General features: G+C 66.6%; 19 protein-coding genes. 13 read left to right on the top strand and 6 right to left on the bottom strand.

The genetic code is table 11. The annotated features are described in order from the left end of the window. The 8 genes from QGN17_RS02365 (at position 1) to QGN17_RS02400 (ending at position 9,623) form a co-directional block, all read left to right on the top strand. On the top strand, positions 1–1,182 hold the full coding sequence (locus tag QGN17_RS02365) for an acetyl-CoA C-acyltransferase (protein WP_281042917.1): 1,182 nt from the start codon (positions 1–3) through the stop codon (positions 1,180–1,182). Continuing rightward, positions 1,182–1,622, top strand: coding sequence for a methylmalonyl-CoA epimerase (mce, locus tag QGN17_RS02370; RefSeq protein WP_281042918.1), 441 nt, complete (start codon positions 1,182–1,184; stop codon positions 1,620–1,622). The genes QGN17_RS02365 and mce overlap by 1 nt, the downstream gene beginning before the upstream one ends. Positions 1,623–1,739: 117 nt before the next feature. Then, the gene (scpA, locus tag QGN17_RS02375) at positions 1,740–3,887 is read left to right on the top strand and encodes a methylmalonyl-CoA mutase (protein ID WP_281042919.1); all 2,148 of its coding nucleotides are present in this window, start codon (positions 1,740–1,742) and stop codon (positions 3,885–3,887) included. A 92-nt stretch (positions 3,888–3,979) separates the two neighbouring features. Continuing rightward, entirely contained in the window at positions 3,980–4,990 is a 1,011-nt protein-coding gene (gene bioB, locus QGN17_RS02380) for a biotin synthase BioB (protein WP_281042921.1), read from the top strand. A 31-nt stretch (positions 4,991–5,021) separates the two neighbouring features. After that, positions 5,022–5,357 carry a lysozyme inhibitor LprI family protein gene (locus QGN17_RS02385; protein WP_390902672.1) on the top strand — a complete coding sequence of 112 codons (336 nt, stop codon included), beginning with the start codon at positions 5,022–5,024 and terminating at the stop codon, positions 5,355–5,357. Further along, positions 5,358–7,352, top strand: a complete 1,995-nt coding sequence (locus tag QGN17_RS02390) for an acetyl-CoA carboxylase biotin carboxylase subunit (RefSeq protein ID WP_281042922.1) — start codon at positions 5,358–5,360, stop codon at positions 7,350–7,352. It abuts the gene before it with no gap. 145 nt (positions 7,353–7,497) lie between these two features. Beyond that, positions 7,498–8,589, top strand: coding sequence for a non-hydrolyzing UDP-N-acetylglucosamine 2-epimerase (wecB, locus tag QGN17_RS02395; RefSeq protein ID WP_281042923.1), 1,092 nt, complete (start codon positions 7,498–7,500; stop codon positions 8,587–8,589). Beyond that, a complete protein-coding gene (locus QGN17_RS02400) occupies positions 8,586–9,623 on the top strand; it encodes an enoyl-CoA hydratase/isomerase family protein (RefSeq protein ID WP_281042924.1) in 1,038 nt (345 codons plus the stop codon). Before wecB ends, QGN17_RS02400 begins: the two co-directional genes overlap by 4 nt. A gap of 56 nt (positions 9,624–9,679) precedes the next feature. On the opposite strand, the gene QGN17_RS02405 is transcribed toward QGN17_RS02400, so the two are convergent. After that, a complete protein-coding gene (locus QGN17_RS02405; RefSeq protein ID WP_281042925.1) occupies positions 9,680–9,871 on the bottom strand; it encodes a hypothetical protein in 192 nt (63 codons plus the stop codon). A 118-nt stretch (positions 9,872–9,989) separates the two neighbouring features. Here QGN17_RS02405 and QGN17_RS02410 point away from each other — a divergent pair, with 118 nt between their 5' ends. Genes QGN17_RS02410 through QGN17_RS02420 form a run of 3 tightly spaced genes read left to right on the top strand, consistent with a single transcriptional unit; the run spans position 9,990 to position 13,628 of the window. Next, positions 9,990–12,326 (top strand): ribonuclease R family protein, encoded by a 2,337-nt coding sequence (locus QGN17_RS02410; protein ID WP_281042926.1) that lies wholly within the window; start codon positions 9,990–9,992, stop codon positions 12,324–12,326. A gap of 3 nt (positions 12,327–12,329) precedes the next feature. After that, positions 12,330–13,421 (top strand): AI-2E family transporter, encoded by a 1,092-nt coding sequence (locus QGN17_RS02415; protein ID WP_281042927.1) that lies wholly within the window; start codon positions 12,330–12,332, stop codon positions 13,419–13,421. A gap of 24 nt (positions 13,422–13,445) precedes the next feature. Then, complete coding sequence (locus tag QGN17_RS02420) at positions 13,446–13,628, top strand: YegP family protein (RefSeq protein ID WP_281042928.1); 183 nt, start codon at positions 13,446–13,448, stop codon at positions 13,626–13,628. A 104-nt stretch (positions 13,629–13,732) separates the two neighbouring features. On the opposite strand, the gene dcd is transcribed toward QGN17_RS02420, so the two are convergent. The 3 genes from dcd to QGN17_RS02435 form a co-directional block, all read right to left on the bottom strand. Further along, a complete protein-coding gene (gene dcd / locus QGN17_RS02425; protein ID WP_281042929.1) occupies positions 13,733–14,287 on the bottom strand; it encodes a dCTP deaminase in 555 nt (184 codons plus the stop codon). A gap of 380 nt (positions 14,288–14,667) precedes the next feature. After that, positions 14,668–18,141, bottom strand: coding sequence for a transcription-repair coupling factor (mfd, locus tag QGN17_RS02430; RefSeq protein WP_281042930.1), 3,474 nt, complete (start codon positions 18,139–18,141; stop codon positions 14,668–14,670). A 139-nt stretch (positions 18,142–18,280) separates the two neighbouring features. Next, a complete protein-coding gene (locus tag QGN17_RS02435; protein ID WP_281045127.1) occupies positions 18,281–18,568 on the bottom strand; it encodes an FAD assembly factor SdhE in 288 nt (95 codons plus the stop codon). A gap of 71 nt (positions 18,569–18,639) precedes the next feature. On the opposite strand from QGN17_RS02435, the gene recG reads away from it, so the two are divergent. Next, the gene (gene recG / locus QGN17_RS02440; protein ID WP_281042931.1) at positions 18,640–20,703 is read left to right on the top strand and encodes an ATP-dependent DNA helicase RecG; all 2,064 of its coding nucleotides are present in this window, start codon (positions 18,640–18,642) and stop codon (positions 20,701–20,703) included. A 402-nt stretch (positions 20,704–21,105) separates the two neighbouring features. On the opposite strand, the gene QGN17_RS02445 is transcribed toward recG, so the two are convergent. Then, positions 21,106–21,435 carry a low molecular weight protein tyrosine phosphatase family protein gene (locus QGN17_RS02445; RefSeq protein WP_281042932.1) on the bottom strand — a complete coding sequence of 110 codons (330 nt, stop codon included), beginning with the start codon at positions 21,433–21,435 and terminating at the stop codon, positions 21,106–21,108. A 693-nt stretch (positions 21,436–22,128) separates the two neighbouring features. On the opposite strand from QGN17_RS02445, the gene QGN17_RS02450 reads away from it, so the two are divergent. Further along, on the top strand, positions 22,129–23,322 hold the full coding sequence (locus tag QGN17_RS02450; protein WP_281042933.1) for an HD-GYP domain-containing protein: 1,194 nt from the start codon (positions 22,129–22,131) through the stop codon (positions 23,320–23,322). Positions 23,323–23,340: 18 nt separating this feature from the next. On the opposite strand, the gene QGN17_RS02455 is transcribed toward QGN17_RS02450, so the two are convergent. Then, complete coding sequence (locus tag QGN17_RS02455; RefSeq protein WP_281042934.1) at positions 23,341–23,673, bottom strand: PilZ domain-containing protein; 333 nt, start codon at positions 23,671–23,673, stop codon at positions 23,341–23,343. Between the last annotated feature and the right edge of the window lie 19 nt (positions 23,674–23,692).

Here is a 23,692-nt window from a genome sequence, read left to right on the forward strand (position 1 = left end):
ATGTCCACCACCGATCCCGTAGTCTTCCTGTCCTTCGCCCGCACGCCGATGGGCGGCATGATGGGCGAGCTGTCCTCGCTCACCGCCACCGAACTCGGCGCGATCGCCGTCAAGGGCGCGGTCGAGCGGTCGGGGCTGACCCCCGAGCAGATCGAGCGCTGCTACATGGGCTGCGTGCTGCCGGCCGGTCTCGGCCAGGCGCCGGCGCGGCAGGCGGCGATCTATGCCGGGCTGCCCAACACCGTCGAAGCGACCACCATCAACAAGATGTGCGGCTCCGCCATGCAGGCCGCGATCATGGCGTCCGACGCGATCGCCGCCGGCTCGGCCGACATCATCGTCGCAGGCGGACTGGAGAGCATGTCCAACGCGCCCTACCTCAACCTCAAGCACCGCGCCGGCGCGCGCATCGGCCATGACCGGCTCTACGACCACATGTTCTTCGATGGGCTGGAGGACGTGTACGAGAAGGGCAAGCTGATGGGCAATTTCGCCGAGGACGTGGCCGGCGAATATCAATTTACCCGCGAGGCGCAGGACGAATTCGCGATCAACTCGCTGACCCGCGCGCAGAAGCATACGGCCGAGCTGGGCAACGAGATCGTGCCCGTCACGGTCAAGACCCGCAAGGGCGAGGTGGTCGTCGATACCGACGAGCAGCCGCGCAACGCCAATCTCGCCAAGATCCCGACGCTGAAGCCCGCCTTCGCCAAGGACGGCACGATCACGGCGGCCAATGCCTCGTCGATCTCGGACGGTGCTGCGGCGCTGGTGATGACGCGCATGAGCGTCGCCGACAAGCTGGGCGTGAAGCCGATCGCGCGGGTGGTGAGCCACGCCGCCTTCGCCCACAAGCCGCAATATTTCACCACGGCGCCGGTCGGCTCGTCCAAGCGCGCGCTGGAGAAGGCCGGCTGGACGACCAAGGATGTCGACCTGTTCGAGGTCAACGAGGCCTTCGCCACCGTCGCGATGATCGCGATGCACGATCTCGGCGTGCCGCACGACGTGCTGAACATCCACGGCGGCGCTTGCGCGCTCGGCCACCCGGTGGGTGCTTCCGGCGCGCGCATCCTCGGCGCGCTGATCAACGGCTTGCAGATCAATGGGTTGAAGCGCGGTCTTGCTTCGATCTGTCTGGGTGGCGGTGAGGCCACGTCGATGGCGGTGGAGCTGGTGTGATGAAACTGGGGCGGCTCAACCATATCGGCGTCGCGACGCCCTCGATCGAGAAGTCGGTAGCCTACTACCGCGACGTGATGGGCGCGACGAAGATCCACGAGCCGTTCGACCTGCCCGCGCAGGGCGTGAAGGTGTGCTTCGTAGATACGCCGGGGGAGGGCAGCACCGCCGGCACCCAGATCGAGCTGATCGAGCCGCTGGGCGAGGCCTCGCCGATCCACGGATTCATCGCCAAGAACCCGGCCGGCGGGCAGCACCATATGTGCTACGAGGTGCCTGACATCCATGAGGCGAAGGCGTGGTTCGAGGGCAAGGGCGCCAAGGTGCTCGGCGAGCCGCGCATCGGCGCGCATGGTACTTTGATCTTCTTCGTCCACCCCAAGGACATGAACGGGGTGCTGACCGAGATCATGGAAACGCCCAGGCAAGGGGCGCACTGATATGGTGCGCAACGCCCATACCCCGTTCGTGCTGAGCGTAGTCGAAGCACGTGCCCCAAACGACACCGCCTGCAGCACGTCCTTCGACTTCGCTCAGGACGAACGGAGCTTTTGACGATGAGTGAGAAGCCAACGCTCGGTCAATGGCAGGCCGCCTCCGACAAGGAGGTGAAGGGCAAGGACCTCACCTGGCACACGCCGGAAGGGATCGACGTCAAGCCTCTGTATACCGAGGAGGATGTCGACGGTTGGGAACCCGGCCTGCCCGGTTTCGCGCCCTTCACGCGCGGCGTCCGCGCCTCGATGTATGCGGGTCGCCCGTGGACGATCCGCCAATATGCGGGCTTCTCCACCGCCGAGGAGTCCAACGCCTTCTACCATCGCAACCTCAAGGCGGGGCAGAAGGGCCTGTCGGTCGCCTTCGATCTCGCCACCCATCGCGGCTATGACAGCGACCATCCGCGCGTCACGGGCGATGTCGGCAAGGCGGGCGTGGCGATCGATACGATCGACGACATGAAGATCCTGTTCGACGGCATCCCGCTCGACAAGATGTCCGTGTCGATGACGATGAACGGCGCGGTGATCCCGATCCTCGCCTTCTTCATCGTCGCGGGCGAGGAGCAGGGCGTCCCTCAGGAGCTTCTGGACGGCACCATCCAGAACGACATCCTCAAGGAGTTCATGGTCCGCAACACCTATATCTACCCGCCCGAACCGTCGATGCGGATCATCTCCGACATCTTCGGATACACGTCCCGCAACATGCCGAAATTCAACAGCATTTCGATCTCCGGCTATCACATGCAGGAGGCCGGGGCGACGCAGGTGCAGGAACTGGCCTTCACCATCGCGGACGGCGCGGAATATGTGAAATACGGCGTCGCGAGCGGGCTCGATATCGACAAGTTCGCGGGGCGGCTCAGCTTCTTCTTCGCGATCGGCATGAACTTCTTCATGGAGATCGCCAAGCTGCGCGCCGCGCGCGTGCTGTGGCATCGGGTGATGACGAAGCTCGGCGCGCAGGACGAGCGCTCGAAGATGCTGCGCACGCATTGCCAGACGTCGGGCGTCTCGCTGACCGAGAAGGACCCCTACAACAACGTCATGCGCACGACGATCGAGGCGATGGCGGCGATGCTGGGCGGCACCCAGAGCCTCCATACCAACGCCCTCGACGAAGCGATTGCGTTGCCGACAGATTTCTCCGCCCGCATCGCCCGCAACACGCAGTTGGTGATCCAGGAGGAGACCGGCATGTGCAACGTCGTCGATCCGCTCGGCGGCTCCTATTACATCGAGAGCCTGACCAAAGAGCTGGTCGATCGCGCCTGGGAAATCATCGAGAAGGTGGAGGCCGAAGGCGGCATGGCGAAGGCCGTGGCGGCGGGCTGGCCCAAGGCGATGATCGAGGAGGCCTCGGCCGCCCGCGCCGCGCGGATCGATCGCCGCGAGGAGGTCGTCGTCGGCGTCAACAAATATGCCAAGGACAAGGAAGACCCGATCGACATCCTCGATGTCGACAACGTCGCCGTCCGCGCCGCCCAGATCGCGCGCATCGAGAAGGTGAAGGCGGGCCGCGACGAGGCGGCGTGCCAGGCCGCGCTCGCGGCGCTGACCGAAGGGGCGGGGGGCAAGGAGAACCTCCTCGGCCTCGCCGTCGAGTGCGCGCGCAAGCGGGCGACGCTGGGAGAGATTTCCTCGGCTATGGAGGCGGTGTTCGGCCGCTACGGCACCAAGCCGACGCCGGTGAAGGGCATCTATGGCGGCGCCTATGGCGAGGATGCGCGCTGGGTCGGGCTGATCGAGGGCGTCTCCGCCGTGGAGCGGCGCAAGGGCCGCAAGCCCAAGATGTTCGTCGCCAAGATGGGGCAGGACGGCCACGATCGCGGCGCCAACCTCGTGTCGTCGGCGTTCGGCGATCTCGGCTTCGATATCGTCGCGGGGCCGCTGTTCCAGACGCCCGCCGAGGCGGTGGATGTGGCGATCGCGGAGGATGTCGACGTGGTCGGCGCCTCCAGCCTCGCGGCCGGTCACAAGACTTTGATCCCCGAACTGATCAACCTTCTGCGCGAGAAGGGGCGGAGCGACATCAAGGTCATCGCCGGCGGCGTGATCCCCGCGCAGGACTATCAGGCGCTGTACGATGCGGGCGTCTCGGCGATCTTCGGGCCGGGAACGAACCTTGCGGATGCCGCCGCGGAGGTGTTGAAGCTGCTGGGCCACAATATGCCGCCCGAGAGCGAGAAAGAGAAAGCCGCGTGATGTCCTCCGATACCCTCTCCACCGTCCGTCCTGAGCCTGTCGAAGGACGTGCCGCAGGCGATGCGCGTGAGGCACGCACTTCGACAGGCTCAGTGCGAACGGGTCTTTCTGGTGCCGGCCGTAACGACTGGACCCGCGAGGAGATCGCCGATCTCTTCGATCTGCCCTTCCTCGATCTGGTGAGCCGCGCGCACGACGTGCATGTGCGCCACCATCCGGAGAACGAGGTGCAGCTTTCGACGCTGCTGTCGATCAAGACGGGCGGCTGTGTGGAAGACTGCGGCTATTGCAACCAGTCCGCCCACGCCGAGACGGGGCTGAAGGCCACCAAGCTGATGGAGGTCCAGCAGGTGCTGCAGGCAGCAGCCCAGGCCAAGGACCATGGCTCGACCCGCTTCTGCATGGGCGCCGCCTGGCGCAACCCCAAGGACAAGGACATTCCCGCGCTCGCCGCGATGATCCGCGGCGTGCGCGAGATGGGGATGGAAACCTGCATGACGCTCGGCATGTTGACGCCGGATCAGGCGCAGAAGCTGGGCGAGGCGGGGCTCGATTACTACAACCACAATATCGATACCTCGCCCGAGAATTACGCCAACGTGATCTCGACGCGGACGTTCGAGGATCGGCTCGACACGCTGGAGAATGTGCGCGGCGCGGGGATCAACGTCTGTTCGGGCGGGATCATGGGCATGGGCGAGACGCGCGGCGATCGCGTCGGCTTCATCCATGCGCTGGCGACGCTGCCGGTGCATCCGGGCTCGGTGCCGATCAACGCGCTGGTGCCGGTGGCGGGCACGGTGCTGGGCGACATATTGAAGGACGTGCCCTCGGCCAAGATCGACGACATCGAGTTCGTCCGCACGGTCGCGGTGGCGCGGATCACGATGCCGGAGAGCATGGTGCGCCTGTCGGCGGGCCGCGAGAGCATGCCGGACAGCACGCAGGCGCTCTGCTTCATGGCGGGGGCCAATTCGATCTTCACCGGCGACAAGCTGCTGACCACCGGCAACGCCGGCGACGACCGCGACGCCGCCCTCTTCGCCAAGCTCGGCATCGTGCCGATGCGGGTGGAGCAGGCGCATCTGGAAGCGGCCGAGTAACGTCGCAATGCCGGTCGCCCAACTTCTTCTGATGCTAGCGGCTGCGCAAAGTCAGCTCCCGCCCTGTGCCGAGGCTTATCCTAAGGGCGAAGCGGCAATGCTGGAGTGTGAGCGAGCGAGATACTCGACCGCTCAGACGGTGCTGGAAGGTTCGTGGCGCCGAGCGTTGGCCAATAACAAAGGCGATGACGCGCAGACCGTGTTGACCACTGCGCAAAACGCATGGGTGAAGTTTCGCGACGCGCACTGTGAGGCTGTCGCGTTTCCATCGAGAGGAAGTTCGCTGGCCGATCAGGTGAAGTTGGCGTGTCTGGCTGATTTGACCGAAGCGCGCAGCAATCAATTGGCCGAATTTGGGGGCGACTGAATGTTCAAGAAAATCCTGATCGCCAATCGCGGCGAGATCGCCTGCCGTGTCATCCGCACCGCCAAGAAGATGGGCATCAAGACCGTCGCGGTCTATTCGGATGCGGATGCGCTCAGCCCGCATGTGAAGATGGCGGACGAGGCGGTGCGGCTCGGGCCGCCGCCGGCCGCCGAAAGCTATCTGCTCGCCGACGCCATCGTAGAAGCCTGCAAGGCGACCGGCGCCGAGGCCGTCCACCCCGGCTACGGCTTCCTCTCCGAACGGCAGAGCTTCGCCAAGGCGCTGAAGGATGCCGGCATCGCCTTCATCGGCCCGCCGGTGAACGCCATCGCCGCGATGGGCGACAAGATCGAATCCAAGAAGCTGGCCAAGCAGGCGGGCGTCAACGTCGTCCCCGGCTTCCTCGGCGAGATCGCCACCACCGATGACGCGGTGAAGATCGCGAACGACATCGGCTATCCGGTGATGATGAAGGCCTCGGCCGGCGGCGGCGGCAAGGGCATGCGCCTCGCGTGGAGCGAGCAGGACGTGCGCGAGGGCTTCGAGGCGACCAAGCGCGAGGGCCTCGCCTCCTTCGGCGACGATCGCGTGTTCATCGAGAAGTTCATCGAGAGCCCGCGCCACATCGAGATCCAGGTGCTGGGCGATCAGCACGGCAACATCGTCTACCTGAACGAGCGCGAATGCTCGATCCAGCGCCGCCACCAGAAGGTCGTCGAGGAGGCGCCGTCGCCCTTCGTCTCGCCCGAGATGCGCAAGGCGATGGGCGAGCAGGCGGTCGCGCTGGCGGCGGCCGTGGGCTATTACAGCGCGGGTACGGTCGAGCTGATCGTCTCGGGCGCCGACACCACCGGCCAGAGCTTCTACTTCCTCGAGATGAACACCCGGCTCCAGGTGGAGCATCCCGTCACCGAGGAGATCACCGGGCTCGATCTGGTCGAGCAGATGATCCGGGTGGCCTATGGCGAGAGGCTGGCCTTCACCCAGGCCGATGTCGGCATCAACGGCTGGTCGGTCGAGACGCGCGTCTATGCCGAGGATCCGTATCGCAACTTCCTGCCCTCGACCGGGCGGCTGACCCGCTACAATCCGCCGAAGGAGAGCCGTTCGGATACCGCCGTCGTCCGCGTCGATACCGGCGTGGAGGAGGGCGGCGAGGTCTCGATGTTCTACGACCCGATGATCGCCAAGCTGGTGACATGGGCGCCGACCCGGCTGGAGGCGATCGACCTGCAGATCGGCGCGCTGGATGCCTATGAGATCAGCGGCGTCTGGACGAACATGGATTTCCTCTCGGCGCTGTCGCAGCACGAGCGCTTCCGTTCGGGCAACATCACGACGGGCTTCATCGCGGAGGAATATCCCGAGGGCTTCCACGGCGCGCCCGAGACCGAGGCGAATGCGCAGGCGGTCGCCGCCGTTGCCGCCGCGATCACGCAGGCGGATTCGGCGCGCTCGCTGCATGTCGATGGCCAACTCGGCACGCCGCTGGAGGCGGGATCGCATTGGGTCGTCCGCATCGACGGTGCGGAGCATGAGGTCGAGCTGGAGGCGGATTGCGCCGAGGTCGATGGCAGGAGCGTGAGCCTGACGCTCGGCTACCGGCCGGGCGCTACGCTGGTCGAAGCGGAGGTTGACGGGCAGCCGATCACGCTGCGCGTCGCCCGCAAGCGCAATGCGATGACGATCACCCATGCCGGCCGTGCGCGCACCGTGCAGGTGATGCGCCCGGCGGTGGCGGCGCTGCGCCGGCACATGATCGAGAAGATCCCGCCAGACATGTCCAAGTTCCTCGTCTCGCCGATGCCGGGCCTGCTGACCCGCCTGCTGGTGAAGCTCGGCGACACGGTGGAGGCGGGGCAACCGCTGGCGACCGTAGAAGCGATGAAGATGGAGAACATGCTGCGCGCCGAGAAGACGGCGGTTGTGAGCAAGGTGGCGGCGGGCGAGGGCGAGAGTCTCGCGATCGATCAGGTGATCCTCGAGTTCGAATAAGCATCATCGTCATTGCGAGCGAAGCGAAGCAATCCACAGCCACAAGCGCGGCGCCTATGGATTGCTTCGTCGCTTCGCTCCTCGCAATGACGAGGCTTCTGCAAACCCAGTGGCATTGTCACAGGCTCAGGCTAGGGTGGCCCGCATGACCTCTCCCAAGCGCGTCCACCTGATCGCCGCCGCGCGGCCCAATTTCATGAAGGTGGCGCCGCTCTGGCACGCGCTCACCGCCGCTGAGGATTTTGAGCCGGTGCTGATCCACACCGGCCAGCATTACGACGCCAACATGTCCGACGCGATCTTCGAGGATCTGGGTCTGCCCCAGCCGGACCATCATCTCGGCGTCGGCTCGGGCAGTCATGCCGAGCAGACCGGCAACGTCATGATCGCCTACGAGAAGATCGTGATCGCCGAACGCCCCGACTGGCTGGTGATCGTCGGCGACGTGAACTCGACGCTGGCCTGCGGGCTGGTCGGCACCAAGCTCCGCATCCCGACCGTGCATCTGGAAGCCGGCCTCCGCTCGCGCGACCGCGACATGCCCGAGGAGATCAACCGGCTGGCGGTCGATGCCATCTCGGACGTGCTGTGGACGCCATCGCCCGACGGTGACGAGAATCTGCTGGCCGAGGGCTGCTCGCCCGCGCGGATCACCAACGTCGGCAATATCATGATGGACAGTTTCGAGCTGGTCCGTCCCAAGATCGAGGCCGCCGCCGAGCCGGCCGCGCTGGGCCTGCCCGAACGCTACGGCGTGGTGACGCTGCACCGCCCTTCCAACGTCGATACGCCCGAGGCGCTGGCCGCGCTGGTCGAGGCGCTGCTCGCGGTGCAGGCGGTGCTGCCGCTGTGCTTCCCGGTTCATCCCCGTACCGCGCAGCGCCTCGCCGCCGCCGGGCTGGACGCGAAACTGGCCGAAGGGGGAGTGAAGCTGGTCGGCCCGCTCCCCTATGTCCGCTTCATGAGCCTCGTCGCCGGTGCCACCGCCGCCATCACCGATTCGGGCGGTATCCAGGAGGAGACGACCTATCTCGGTATCCCCTGCCTGACGCTGCGCGAGAATACCGAGCGGCCGATCACGATCACGCAGGGCACCAACCGGCTGGTCAACGCATCGACCCTGCTGTCGGCGCTGGAGGAGGCGCTGGCCCAGCCGCGTTCCGAGCGCGCGCGGCCGGCGAACTGGGATGGCAAGACGGCGACACGCTGCATCGAGGATCTGAGGAGACGGGGGTGACGGACGAAGTTCTGGTATCGGTCGAGGGCAAGGCGGGACGGCTGAGGCTCAACCGGCCGCGCGCGATCCATGCGCTGACCGAGGCGATGTGCACCGCCATGATCGGCGCGCTGCAGGGCTGGCGCGGGGGCGAGGCGGTGGAGGTCGTGCTGGTCGACCATGCCGAGGGTCGCGGATTCTGCGCGGGCGGCGACGTGGTGCAGGCCTCGACCGACGCGGCGGTGGCGCATGCCTTTTTCCACGAGGAATATCGGCTCAACCACCTGATGTTCACCTACGCCAAGCCGATCGTCGCCTTCATGGACGGGGTGACGATGGGCGGCGGCGTCGGCATCTCGCAGCCGGCGAAATACCGGATCGCGACCGAGAACACGCTGTTCGCCATGCCCGAGACGGGGATCGGCCTGTTCCCCGATGTCGGCGGCGGCTGGTATCTCTCGCGCCTGCCCGGTGCGATGGGCGAATATCTGGCGCTGACCGGTGCGCGGCTGGATGGGGCGGAGTGCGTGGCACTCGGCATCGCGACCCATTATGTGCCGTCGGACGCGTTGCCGGCGCTCAAGGCCGCGATCATCGACGATCCGCGATCGCTCGACGCGCTGCTCGCCGATGCCGGGATCGAGCCGCCGGCTGCCGGCATCATGGCCCGCCAGCCCAACATCGATCGGCTCTTCGCGCATGAAAGCTATGAGGCGGTGCTGGCCGCGCTGGCGGCGGATCGATCGGACTGGGCGGAGGCGACGCTGCGCACGCTGGGGAAGAAATCCCCGCAATCGTGCAAGGTCAGCCTCAGGCTGGTGCTGGACGGCCGCGACCGTGTCGATTTCGCGGACGAGATGCGCGCCGAATACGGCATCGCGGTACATGTCTGCCAGCGGCCCGATTTCCGCGAGGGCGTCCGCGCCCTGCTGGTCGATCGCGACAACAAGCCGGTGTGGGAGCCGGCGACGCCGGATGGCGTGACCGATCAGATGATCGACACGATCTTCGCGCCCCTGCCCGACGATCAGGCGTGGACGCCGATTGGGCGGTGATCCCCGTATAGGTTACTCCGTTCGCACCTTCATGCGAACGGAGTGATCGGGACGGCTTAGCGCCAATAGCAGCGGCGCACGCGGTGATGGTGATGCCACACGGTGCGGCAGACCTTGCGCTTGTGCCAGCCGTGATGATGGCCGGGGCGGCCATGGCCGTGATCCCAGCCCGGACGGGCGGCGGCGGGCGAAGCGGAGAAGCCGGCGGTGACGAGCGTGGCGGCGGCCACGATGGCAAGCAGACGCATCCTGATATCCTCCTGTTATGCAGTGGCGGGGTATTCCCCGTCCGTAACGATCCATACGCCGTTCGGTGCCATGTCGCCATAGTGACGCGGCGCTTGCGGGCGGCTAGATTGCGCGGCGATGCCAAAGCCCACCGTCGTCCCCGGCCTGCCGAGCCGCGAGCAGATCCTCCGCTTCATCGAGCAAAGCGACCAGCCTGCGGGCAAGCGCGAAATCGCGCGCGCCTTCGGCCTGAAGGGTAATGAGAAAATCCGCCTGAAGGCGCTGCTGAAGGACATGGCCGACGAAGGCCTGATCGACGGCGGGCCGGGCCGCGCCTTCCACAAGATGGGGGGCGTGCCGAAGGTGACGGTGCTGCGCGTGATCGACGTCGATGACGGGCAGGTGATCGCGACGCCCGAGCAATGGGTGGCGGAAGGCCTGCCGGCGCCGCGCCTGCGCGTGATGGAGCGGCGCGGCCGGGGCGGGACGGCGCTGGGCGTCGGCGATCGTATCCTCGCGCGTACCGAGGAGGCCGGCAAGGGCTGGGTCGCGCACCCGATGAAGAAGCTCGCGCGCGGCGAGGAACTGGTGCTGGGCGTCGTCCACAAAGAGGGCGACCGCCTGTGGCTCAAGCCCGTCGACAAGCGCGAGCGGCACGATCTGCCGATCTCCGATGCGGGCGAGGCCGATGTCGGCGATCTGGTGCTGGCGGAGAAGGCCGGACGCCCGCCGAAGATCATGGCGCGCGTCACCGAGATCCTGGGCGATCCCTTCGCGCCGCGCAGCTTCTCGCTGATCGCGATCCACAAGTTCGGGATTCCGGACGTGTTTCCGGAAAGCGCGCTGGAGGAGGCGGATCGGTCGGCGAAACAGAAACTGGGGGAGGGGCGGGAGGATCTGCGGCACCTGCCGATCGTCGCGATCGACCCGGCCGACGCGCGCGACCATGACGACGCGATCTGGGCGGCGCCCGACGAGGATCCAGCCAACGAGGGCGGCTGGCAGGCGATCGTCGCCATCGCCGACGTCTCCTTCTACGTCCGCCCCGGCACGCCGCTCGACAAGGAGGCGCGCAAGCGCGGCAACTCGGTCTATTTCCCCGATCGCGTCGTGCCGATGCTGCCGGAAATCCTGTCGGCGGACGTCTGCTCGCTGGGCGAGGGCGCGGATCGCGCGGCGATGGCGTGTCACCTGACGATTGATGCCAGGGGCGAGATCAAGGCCTTCCGCTTCAGCCGCGCCGTGGTGCGGATCGCGGCGGTGATCGCCTATGAGGACGCGCAGGCGGCGATTGATTCTGTTTCTACGCCAGCCCCAAATACCCCGTTCGTCCTGAGCGAAGTCGAAGGACGTGCAGCAAGCGATTCGCCCGAAGCACGCACTTCGACTTCGCTCAGTGCGAACGGACCGATTTTGGAAGCGCTCAAGAACCTTTGGGGCGCATGGGCGCTGCTCAAGGCAGCCCGGGATCGCCGCGAGCCGCTGGCGCTCGATCTGCCCGAACAGCGCGTGATGCTCGACGAGAAGGGGCGCATCGCCTCGGTCGCCGCGCGCGAGCGGCTCGACGCGCATCAGGTGGTCGAGGACTTCATGATCGCCGCCAACGTCGCGGCGGCGAAGGCGCTCGAGAAGAAGCAGGCGCCCGTCATGTACCGCATCCACGAGACGCCGAGCCGCGAGAAGATGGTCGCGCTCAAGGAGTATCTCGCCACCTTCGACGTGCAGCTGGCGCTGGGGCAGGTGGTGCGGCCCAAGACCTTCAACCACATCCTCGACCAGATCGAGGACCGGCTGGAGCGTCCCGAGATCATGACGCAGGTGCTGCGCACGCAGATGCAGGCGGTCTATTCCCCCAACAATATCGGCCATTTCGGGCTGGCGCTGGGCAGCTACGCGCACTTCACCTCGCCGATCCGCCGCTATGCCGATCTGCTCGTCCATCGCGCGCTGGTCGGCGCCTACAGGCTCGATCCGGCGGCCGAGGAAACCAGGCTCACCGCCGACGATGCCGCGCGCATGGAGGATCTCGGCGAGAAGATCAGCCAGGCCGAACGCCGCGCCATGGAGGCCGAACGCGAGACGATCGACCGCTATATCGCCGCCTATCTCTCCACCCGCGTCGGCGAGCTGGTCGAGACGCGGATCACCGGCGTGCAGCGCTTCGGCTTCTTCGCGACCGTCGAGGGGCTGGGAGGCGACGGGCTGGTGCCGGTCTCGACTTTGGGGGCCGAGCGGTTCCACCATGACGAGGCGTCGCACAGCCTGATCGGCGAGGAGAGCGGCGAGCGCTATCATGTCGGCCAGCGGCTGACGCTGCGACTGGTGGAGGCCAATGTCGCCTCCGGCGCGTTACGCTTCGAACTGCCCGAAGGGGCCAATCATATGCCGGGCCGCCGGCTGATCCGCCGCGACGGGCGCCGCCCCGTCGGCAAGCGCGGACGGCCGGCCAATATCCGGCATCAGGGGAGGCGATGATCCATGGGTGAACCGGTCGTGGCCACGGAGCCGTTGCCCCGCCAGATGCGCGCGCGCCTGATCCTGGCGCTGGCGCTGCTCGCGCTGGGCATCTGGATCACGCACAGCTTCCTGCCCGCGCTCGTCTGGGCGGCGGTGCTCGCCATCGCGTTCATGCCGCTCTACGAGCGCGCGGCGCGGCGCTGGCCGCGCTTCCGCAAGGGCGCGGTGCTGCCGGCGATCTTCACGCTCGGCATCGGTCTGCTCGTCGTGATCCCGGTCGGCCTCGGCCTGTTCCGCGCCATTGCCGAGATCAAGGACCTGATGCACTGGTTCTACACGGCGCGCGAGACGGGTATTCCGGTGCCGCATTGGCTCTATTCGCTGCCGTTCGAGCGTGACGCCGCCGTCGCCTGGTGGCAGGAGCATTTGACTACGCCCGAGGCGACGCAGGCCGAACTCGCCCGCTTCGACCAGCAGCGTATCCTGCAGCATACGCAGAAGATCGGCGGCGTGATCATCCATTCCAGCGTGATCTTCGCCTTCACCCTGATCGCTTTGTTCTTCCTGCTGCGCGACAGCGACCTGCTCGTCGCGCAGCTCCGTTCGGCCAGCAATCGCCTGTTCGGCCCGTCCGGCGAGAGGATAGGGCGGCAGGTGATCCAGTCGGTGCGCGGCACGATCGACGGCCTGGTTCTGGTGGGCTTGGGCGAGGGCGCGGTGATGGCGGCGGTCTACGTGCTGCTCGGCGTGCCGCACCCGATCCTGCTCGGCATCGCGACCGCGATCGCGGCGATGATCCCGTTCGGCGCGGCGGTGATGTTCGAGGTGGCGGCCTTCATGTTGCTGACGCAGGATTCGGTGACAGGCGCCATTCTCGTCAACGTGATCGGCTTCGCGGTGGTGGGCGTGGCGGACCATTTCATCCGCCCCGTGCTGATCGGCGGTGCGACGCGCCTGCCTTTCGTGTGGGTGCTGATCGGCATCCTCGGCGGGGTGGAGACGCTGGGGCTGCTCGGCCTGTTCGTCGGCCCGGCGACGATGGCGGTTCTCGTCATGCTCTGGCGGGAGTTCGTGGAACGCCGCTTGCCGTCCACGCCGGCTGATGTAGGTTAAGTCCTCCACTGGAGGAGATGTCCGATGGCGCACAAGTTCGTGATCAAGAAGGACAAGGCCGGCGAGTTCCGGGTCAATTTCGTCTACAATGGCGAGACGATCTTCGCGACCGAGGGCTATTCGAGCAAAAGCTCGGCGACCAGCATCATCGAGTCGATCAAGAAGAACGCGCCCGGCGCGCCGACGGACGATCAGACAGTAAGCTAATCCAAACCCGTTCGGGCTGAGCCTGTCGAAGCCTGTCCTTCTTCGGCGCCCGGCCTGAGGAAGGACAGCCCTTCGACAGGCTCAGCGTGAACGACTCCACCGATTCACAGCCGCGGCAGCGTCACCCCGCGCTGGCCCATATATTTGCCGGCTCGGTCGGCGTAGCTCGTCTCGCAGGGTTCGTTGCCCTGGAGGAAGAGGAACTGGCAGGCGCCCTCATTGGCGTAGATCTTGGCGGGCAGCGGCGTGGTGTTGGAGAATTCCAGCGTGACGTGGCCCTCCCACTCCGGCTCGAGCGGGGTCACGTTCACGATGATGCCGCAGCGCGCATAGGTGGACTTGCCGAGGCAGATCACCAGCACGTCGCGCGGCACGCGGAAATACTCCACCGTGCGGGCCAGCGCGAAGCTGTTGGGCGGGATGATGCAGACGTCGGTCTGGCGATCGACGAAGCTGTTGGCGGCGAAATCCTTGGGATCCACAACCGCGCTGTCGATGTTGGTGAAGATCTTGAACTCGTCCGCCACGCGCGCGTCATAGCCGTAGCTGGACAGGCCGTAGCTGATGCAGCCCTCGCGCCGCTGCGCCTCCACGAACGGCTCGATCATGCCATGGTTCAGCGCCTGCTCGCGAATCCAGCGGTCGGATAATATTGCCATGGCCAACCTTTCGCGGGATGCGGCGGAAGGAGCAAGCCCTTAGCGAAAGGCCGATCGGCACGGAGCCGTTCTGTCCGGCGGACGGCGGGATGCGGCGAGCCGAGCCGTTCGCACGCGCAGCATAGTCTGCGATTAACCATTCTCTGCTAGAGCCTGTCCCGGCAAAAGGTGATGTCGGGGGACATATGCTGGTTCAGATCGTGGGTGCGACCGTGTTTTCGGTAATGGCCGTTTCGTTGGCCGGTATCATGCAGCGCATCGGGAAGATGCTCTGACCTAGCCCTCTTCGTCATTGCGAGCGTAGCGAAGCAATCCACAGCCGCGAGCGCTGCGTCTATGGATTGCTTCGTCGCTGCGCTCCTCGCAATGACGATCGTATATCACCCCGCCGCCTTCGCCAGCCCCTTCGCCAGCTGCGTCGCGCCGTGCAGACGCGCGGCCGGGTCCACCCAGTTGCGGGTGATGACCAGCTTCTGATCCGGGCGCAGCTTGGCCGTGTCCTTCAGCCGCTCCAGATAGGCGAGCAGCCCCTTCACGTTGGGGAAGCCGCCGTCCGCGAACGTCACCAGCGCACCCTTGGCTCCGACATCCAGCCGCGAAATCCGGGCCTTCTTGCAGTCCAGCTTGATGCCGATCACGTCGATCAGGTTCTTCGTCGCGTCGGGCAATTTGCCGAAGCGGTCGATCATCTCGGCGGCGAAGGCCTCGATGCCGGCCTTGTCCTCGATCTCGTTCATGCGGCGGTAGAGGCCCATGCGCAGATCGAGATCGGGCACATACTCCTCTGGGATGAGGATCGGCGCGTCCACCGTGATCTGCGGCGAGAAATCGGTCTTCGACTCCGGAATCTCGGTGCCGCCCGACTTGGCGATGATGATCGCCTCCTCCAGCATCGACTGGTAGAGTTCGAAGCCGACCTCCTTGATGTGGCCGCTCTGCTCGTCGCCGACGAGATTGCCCGCGCCGCGGATGTCGAGATCGTGAGAGGCAAGCTGGAAGCCCGCGCCGAGGCTGTCGAGGTTCGCCAGCACCTGTAGCCGCTTTTCCGCGCCCTCTGTGGTGATCCGGCCGGCGGGCGTGGTGAAGTACGCATAGGCGCGCGTCTTGGAGCGCCCGACGCGCCCGCGCAGCTGGTAGAGCTGGGCGAGGCCGAAGCGATCCGCACGATGCAGGATGATCGTGTTGGCGCTCGGGATATCGATGCCGCTCTCGATGATCGTGGTGGAGAGCAGCACGTCGTACTTGCGATCGTAGAAGGCGGACATCTTGTCCTCGACCTCGGTCGCGCCCATCTGGCCGTGCGCGGTGACGAAGGTGATTTCGGGCACCTCCTCGCGCAGGAACTTCTCGATATCCGGCAGATCCTTGACGCGCGGCGCCACGAAATAGGCCTGCCCACCGCGATAATGTTCGCGCAACAACGCCTCGCGGATCACCACCGGATCCCACGGCATCACGTAGGTCCGCACTGCGAGGCGATCGACCGGCGGGGTCTGGATCACGCTGAGTTCGCGCAAGCCCGACATCGCCATCTGTAGGGTGCGCGGGATCGGCGTGGCGGTGAGGGTGAGGACGTGGACGTCCGCCTTCATCGCCTTCAGCCGCTCCTTGTGGGTGACGCCGAAGCGCTGTTCCTCGTCGACGATGACGAGGCCGAGCCGCTTGAACTCCACCTGCTTGGCGATGATCGCGTGGGTGCCGACGACGATGTCGATCGTGCCGTCTGCCAGCCCATCGCGCGTCGCCTTGGCCTCGGCGGCGGGGACGAGGCGCGAGAGACGGCCGATGCGGAGCGGGAAGCCTTCGAAGCGCGCGACGAAATTCTGGTAGTGCTGGCGGGCGAGCAGGGTAGTCGGGCAGACCAGAGCCACCTGCTGCCCCGCCATCGCCGCCACGAAGGCGGCGCGTAGCGCGACTTCGGTCTTGCCGAAACCGACGTCGCCGACGATGAGGCGATCCATCGGCTTGCCGGCGGTCAGGTCCTCCAGCGTGTCGACGATCGCGCGGTCCTGATCCTCGGTTTCCTCGTAGGGGAAACGATTGACGAACTCGGGGTAGGCGGCGTCCGGATCGAGTACCTCTGCGGGGCGGAGCGCGCGGGCGGCGGCGGTGGCCATCAGCTCACCCGCAATCTCGCGGATGCGCTCCTTCATCTTGGCCTTGCGGGCCTGCCACGCCACGCCGCCCAATTTGTCGAGGCCGACGCCCTCGCTGTCCGCGCCGTAGCGGCTCAGGACTTCGAGATTCTCGACCGGCACGTAGAGCTTGTCGCCGCCGGCATATTCGAGCTGCACGCAATCGTGCGGCGCCTTGCTCACGGGAATCGAGGTCAGCCCCTCGTAGCGGCCGATGCCGTGATCGACGTGCACCACGAGGTCACCCGGCGAGAGCGTCGCCAGCTCCTGCATGAAGGCGTCGGCGGATTTCTTGCGGCGCTGGCGGCGGACGAGGCGATCGCCCAGCATGTCCTGCTCGGTGAGGAGCGCCACGTCCGGCGTGGTGAAGCCGTGATCGAGGGGCAGGACGGTGAGCGCCACCGCGCCCTTCGCGCTGGCCTTGGCCGAGCCCAGTGCCTCCTGCCAGCTGTCGACCAGTTCGAGGTGATCGAGACCATGATCCGCCAGCAGCCCGGCTAGCCGCTCGCGCGAGCCGACCGAATAGCTGGCGAGGATCAGCTTGCGCCCATCGCGGTGCAGCTTGCGCGAGTGCGCCGCCACCGCCTCGTAGACATTCTCCTGCGCCGTCCGCTCGGGCGTGAAGTCGCGCGGGCCTTCGACGTCGAAGTCGAGCACCGTCGCGCTCTCCGGCTCGCGGAAGGGCGTGGTGAGGTGGAGCGGGCGGTCGGCGATCTGCTGCTCCCACTCCTGCTCGGAGAGGTACAGCGTGTCGGCCTTGAGCGGGCGATAGCTGCCCGGATCGCTCGACTGCGCGCGGACGCGGTTGGCGTGATAGTCGGCGATCGCCTCGAAGCGGTTTTGCGCGGCGGCAGGCGCGCCCGAATCGCGGACGATCACGTCCTCATCCGAGAGGTGATCGAACAGGGTCGCCAGCCGCTCCTCGAACAAGGGCAGCCAATGTTCCATGCCGGCGAGGCGACGGCCATCGCTCACCGCCTGGTAGAGCGGGTCGCCCGTCGCGGTGGCGCCGAAGCGCTCGCGATATCCGGTGCGGAAGCGCTTGATGCTGTCCTCGTCCAGCAGGGCTTCGCTGGCGGGCAGAAGGGTGAAGCCGTCGACGCGATCGACGGTGCGCTGGTCGGCGGGATCGAAGCGGCGGACGCTCTCGATCTCGTCGCCGAAGAAATCGAGGCGCAGTGCCAGTTCCTCGCCCGACGGCCACAGATCGACGAGGCCACCGCGCACCGCATATTCGCCCGGATCGGCGACGGTGTCGGTGCGGACATAGCCGTTGGCCTGCAGCAGATGCGCAAGCTTGTCGCGATCGATCCGCTCGCCGGGCGCGAGCTTGGCGACCAGCTGGCGGATGCGGAACGGGGTGAGCGTGCGCTGGGTGGCGGCGTTGACCGTCGTCACCAGCAGGGTGGGGCCTTTCGCCGGTTTCTGCAGTGCCTGCAGCGTCGCCAGCCGCTCTGCGGAGGACCGCAGCGAGGGGGAGGAGCGGTCGAACGGCAGGCAGTCCCACGCCGGGAAGGCGAGCGTGGTCAGTTCGGGGGCGAAGAAGGCGGCGGCGTCGGTGACGGCGCGCATCTGGATATCGTCGGCGGCGACGAACACCGCGCGGCTCTTCGCAGCGCGCGCGAGGTCGGCCAGCAGCCACGGCAGGAAGCCCGGTGGCACGGCCGAGAGGGTGAGCGGCCGGGTGGCCTTGAGGATTTTCTGGAGGGGGTCGGTCAAAACTACACCGTTCGAAATGGGAGCAACCCCAAACCCCGTTCGTCCTGAGCCTGTCGAAGGACGTGCAGCGAGCGCTGCGTCTGGGGCGCGCACTTCGACAGGCTCAGTGCGAACGGGGTGGGGGTATCGCGTAAATCCATCAATGCGCCCGCGAGGCCGGAGTACCCGGCAGCGGCACGTAATCCAGCGTCTGCATCGCGCGCATCAGCGGGCCATCATACGCCTCCGGCACCGGCTTCACGCCCATCGCCCAGGCCATGACGTCGACATCGTCCTCCACCAGCAGCGCCTCGAACCACGCCAGCTCTGCCTCGCCCCATTCCGGCGAATAGCGATCGAAGAAGCCGCCGATCAGGTAATCCGCCTCGCGCGTGCCGCGATGCCAGGCGCGGAAGCCGAGGCGTTTGAGGAGATGATCGCGATCCATATCCATCCAATAGCCAAATGGCCGGCGGGCGCTTCCGGCGCGCGTCGGCTCAGGGTAGAGGCCATGTAGGCATGAGACCGGACATCCTCAATCCATTGTTCGCCGAGGTGGAGGCGCTGAAGGGCGTCGGCGCAGCCTTGGCCAAGCCGCTGGCGAAACTCGGCATCGCGCGCGTCGTCGATCTGCTGTTCCACCTGCCGACCGGCATGGTCGAGCGGCGCCGGATCGAGCGACTCGACATGGCGGATGCCGGGCGCGGCGTGATCGTCACGCTGACGGCGGTATCCTACAAGGGATCATCCTCCCCGCGCGGCCCCTTCCGGGTGCACGCCACCGATGCCGAAGGAAACTATGTCAGCCTCGTCTTCTTCGGCGGCAATTCCGGCTGGGCGAGGAAGCAATTCCCGCTGAACGAGCCGCGCATCGTGGCGGGGCGGCTCGATCTCTACGGGCAGGAGCTCCAGATCGTGCACCCCGAATCGGTACCGCTGGAGGAGGCCGGCGAGATCGTCGAGCGCGAGCCGGTCTATCCGCTGTCGGCGGGCATCACCTCCAAGCGGCTGGCGCAGCTGGTCGCGCAGGCGTTGGAGCGGGTGCCGAGCCTCCCCGAATGGATCGAGCCGAGCCTGATCGCGCAGAAGGGCTGGCCCAGTTTCGCGCAGGCGCTGGAACGCGCGCATGGCGATCCCGCCGACGCCGTCTCGCGCGAGCGGCTGGCCTATGACGAGGTATTCGCCAACCAGCTCGCTTTGATGTTGGTGCGCGGCGCGACCCGCCGCCGCAAGGGCCGCGCGCTGGCGGGCGACGGGCGGCTGCGTGGCAAACTGGACCTGCCCTATGCCCCCACCGGCGCGCAGGCGCGTGCTATCGCCGAGATCGAGGGCGATATCGCGCAGGAAACGCCGATGCTGCGGCTGCTGCAGGGCGATGTCGGCGCAGGCAAGACGCTGGTGGCGACGATGGCGCTGCTGGTCGCGGTGGAGGCGGGGGCGCAGGGGGCTTTGCTGGCGCCGACCGAGATCCTCGCTCGCCAGCATTTCGCGACGCTGCAACGGCAACTCTCGCCGCTCGGCCTGACGGTGGCGATCCTCACCGGGCGCGAGAAGGGGCGCGCAAGGGAGTCCACGCTGATGGGCCTCGCCGACGGATCGATCGACATCCTGATCGGCACCCACGCCATCTTTCAGGAGGCGGTGGCGTACAAGGCGCTCGGTCTCGTCGTGGTGGACGAGCAACACCGCTTCGGCGTCGCCCAGCGGCTGATGCTGGCGGCGAAGGGCGAGCGTCCCCCGCACATGCTGGTGATGACCGCCACGCCGATCCCGCGCACGCTCCTGCTGGCGAGCCACGGCGAGATGGACGTCAGCCGTCTAGACGAGATGCCGCCCGGCCGCCAGCCGATCGACACGAAGGTGATCGCGGTCGAGCGAATGGACGAGGTGGTGGCGGGCCTAGGTCGCCATGTCGCGGCAGGCGGGCAGGCTTACTGGGTCTGCCCGCTGGTCGAGGAGACCGAGGCGGGCGACGATGCGGCGGCGGAGAGCCGGGCGGCGGCGCTGCGCCTCGCGTTCGGCGAGGAGAAGGTCGGTCTCGTCCACGGCCGCATGAAGGGGCCGGACAAGGATGCGGTGATGGCCGCCTTCCAGCGCAACGAGATCGCGGTCCTTGTCGCGACGACGGTGATCGAGGTCGGTGTCGACGTGCCCAACGCCACCCTGATCGTGATCGAGGGCGCCGAGCGTTTCGGCCTCGCCCAGCTCCACCAGCTGCGCGGCCGGGTCGGGCGGGGCAGCGGCAAGTCGACCTGCCTGCTCCTGCGCGACAACGCGCTGAGCGAAACCACGCGCGCGCGGCTGACGCTGATGCGCGACACCAATGACGGCTTCCTGATCGCCGAGAAGGACCTCGAACTGCGCGGCGGCGGCGAGATCCTCGGCACCCGTCAGTCGGGCGAGCAGGGCGCGCGTCTCGCCGATGCCACGCAGACGGCGCTGCTGATCCCCACCGCCCACGCCGACGCCCGTCTGCTCACCGATCGCGACGGCGGACTGGAGGCGCCACGCGGGCAGGCGGCGCGGACTTTGCTCTACCTGTTCGAGCGCGACGCGGCGGTGGGCCTGCTGCGGGCGGGCTAGAGGATGAGGGGGCAGCTCGAACCGCCCGCAAAAGGGGGCGGACGTCGCCCAATCCACGAAGCTATCATCGCGACGTGCGAAGCGGAGCGGCGATCCACTGCGACGGGTAGATTGCTTCGCTGCGCTCGCAATGACGGGATGTGGTGGGTTGCGGTCAGTCCTCTAACGGAATGGCGTTCGATCGTGACGAATGCTAGATACTCTGGCGATGGCGCTCTGGCTTATCCCATTTGGCCTATTCGTGGCTTACGCTCTTTGTAAGTTCGTGTCTGGTCTCATCAACATCGAGCCCACACGGGACGCCCCATTGCGCACCGAACAACAGATGTCGCAATCTGATGGGCACGGCGGATAGCTATCGAGGCAGCCGGAGCCATTTGAACGGCGTCAACTGGGACGATTTCAGCCTGACGGCAGATGTCGTGCAAGCCTGTTTTGCAGCAGCTTCACCAGTGCGGGGTCCATAAACTCGAACTCGTCGGGTATGTCGAGGCAGATCAATCGTTTTCCGCCAAGGAACGAGCGAAAACGCTTCTGCACCTTGGAACGATGCGCCTTCTCCATGACGACGATCACGTCGGCCCACGTCACCAATTCGGAGGTGAGAGGGTTGTCCGCGTCGTTGTTCGTGCCTGCGGAGGCCACCTCAAGGTCCGGCCGTGACGAGAATACCTGTTCAGCGGTTGGACTTCGAAGGCGATTTTGGCTGCACACGAATAGGACATTTTTCATTTAACGGGGCCTTCGGGATCAAGCTCGCAGCCTTATCGCCAATGACCGTTATCTGGAACCGCCGAACCAAGCCACAACGACCGGATCTGGAGCGCTAGCTGCCAACGACGACCGCCGGACGCACCTCGACTCCGAAATCAGGACAGGGGGAGAATACGGCCGGCGCGTCCGCGCCAACGGCACCCGGTGCTGGACGGCTTGGGTAAGCGAGTGCGGGTGTTGAAAGCCGCGTCCAGGCTTCGATGGATCGACTGGGCCTTCCATCGCTGGCACGATGGCATGGCCGTCAGAACGCCGATCCCTTGGTTTACTGACGTGCGAAGCATCGACTTGAACCGGATGACTTCGCGCCGGCCGCCGGGCCGATGCGCGAACGCCCCGGCCCGGTTCCCATCCCTCGATCCCGATGCGCTACGGGTTCGAATGATGCGACATCATATAACCTAATTGGTTTATTCTGTCAAGGGTGGCCCGTGCGAGCCGGCGGAAGCCGTTGCGCGATGCCCTCCGTGAAGGTCCGGTATCCCGTAAATCTACGCATATTCCATGTTGATTTGAATTAAGCTGTTTGTTTTTCGAAAGATACGACTTTTCAATATTTAGACTTTAGTCGCGAACTTTCGATCCGGGGGGATGGAAGACGTGACGAACACCAATCGCCATCAGGTATCCGGCAGGACAGGGCGCTAGCGCATGCTGCGTCGGATCAGCCCCTGCCATGTCCAGCTCGGCATGTATGTCCACGCGCTCGAGGGGCGCTGGGCGGATCAGCCGCACTGGCCGCGCGAGCGGTTGCTCGACGACGAGGGCGAGGTCGAGCAGCTGCGCCGCAGCGTGCTGACCTCGATCGTCATCGATACCGACAAGGGGCGATCGATTCCGTTCGCCACCCGTCGCACGCCCGCGCCCGCCGGTGGCACCGTCGCCGGGCTGCGCGTCGGCAAGGCGTCAGCCGACCCGACCATGAAGGGCCTGCTGCAGACCGTCGGCCGATCGCGCCGCGAGGTGATGCGCGTGGTCGAGGACGTGCGGCTCGGCCGGCCGATCTCGGTCGCGCGGCTGGGGCCGGTGCTCACCGACCTGTCCGAGCAGGTGGAGCGCAACGCCGCCGCCTTCCTGGGCATCCTGCGGCTGAAGGCGCGCGACGAATATACCTATCTCCATTCGGTCGCGGTGTCGGCGCTGATGATGAACCTCGCGCGGACGCTCGATCGGCCGGCGGAGGAGGTGTCCGCGCTCGGCATGGCGGGCCTGCTCCACGATGTCGGCAAGATCGCGATGCCGCCGGATATCCTCAACAAGCCGGGCCGGCTGACCGAGGAGGAATTCGCGGTGATGCGTCGCCATGCCGAGGATGGCGCGCGGATCCTCAAGGCGGGGCAGGGCGTGCCGGATGCGGCCTTCGACGTCTGCCTCCACCATCACGAGCGGATGGACGGCAAGGGCTATCCCTTCGGCCTCACGGGCGATCGGCTGAGCCTCGCCGCGCGGATGGGGGCGATCTGCGACGTGTACGACGCGCTCACCTCGCACCGCGCCTACAAGGATGCCTGGTCGCCGCAGAAGGCGCTGGCCGAGATGCAGAGCTGGGCCGGGCATTTCGATCCGGCTTTGCTTAAGGCGTTCCTGCGCAGCCTCGGCATCTTTCCGCGCGGGACGCTGGTGCGGCTGCGCGACAGCCTGCTCGGCGTGGTGATCGCCGACAATGAGGAGCAGCCGACGCGCCCGACGGTGCGCTGCTTCCACTCGATCCCGATGGATGCGCCGATCGCGCCGGAGGACGTCCGCCTCGCGCACGACAATGTGCTGACGCTGGAGGATCCGGCCGACTGGCGGATCGCGAACTGGCCGGCGGTGCGCGCGCGGCTGCTGGGCGAGGCGGCCTGAACCGCCCCGGCGGCTGGATCAGAACTCGTTCCAGGCCGGCTTGTCGTTCGGCGCGCGCTTCAGCATCATGCCGTAAATGTCCGACGCGATGGGTTCGAGGAACTCGCCGCCAACCCGGCCGCCCAGCGACCAGACGATCTTGGCGGCGCGATTGCCGACCACTGGCAGCTTCACCGCCACCACGTCCCCCGGTGCGAGCGGCGCCTGGCAGCGCGACATGAATCCGAAAGGCGAGACGTCGACTATCAGCACCGTGGTACGGATGCCGGCCGGCCCGTCGATCGGCGCGCGGAAGGACACGACGTCACGCGGTGCGCGACGGCTCTCGATCGTGGAAATTGCGGTCGCCATTACTCACAAACCCCCGGCT

It is taken from the genome of Sphingomonas oryzagri (assembly GCF_029906645.1).
GTDB classification, from domain to species: domain Bacteria; phylum Pseudomonadota; class Alphaproteobacteria; order Sphingomonadales; family Sphingomonadaceae; genus Solisphingomonas; species Solisphingomonas oryzagri.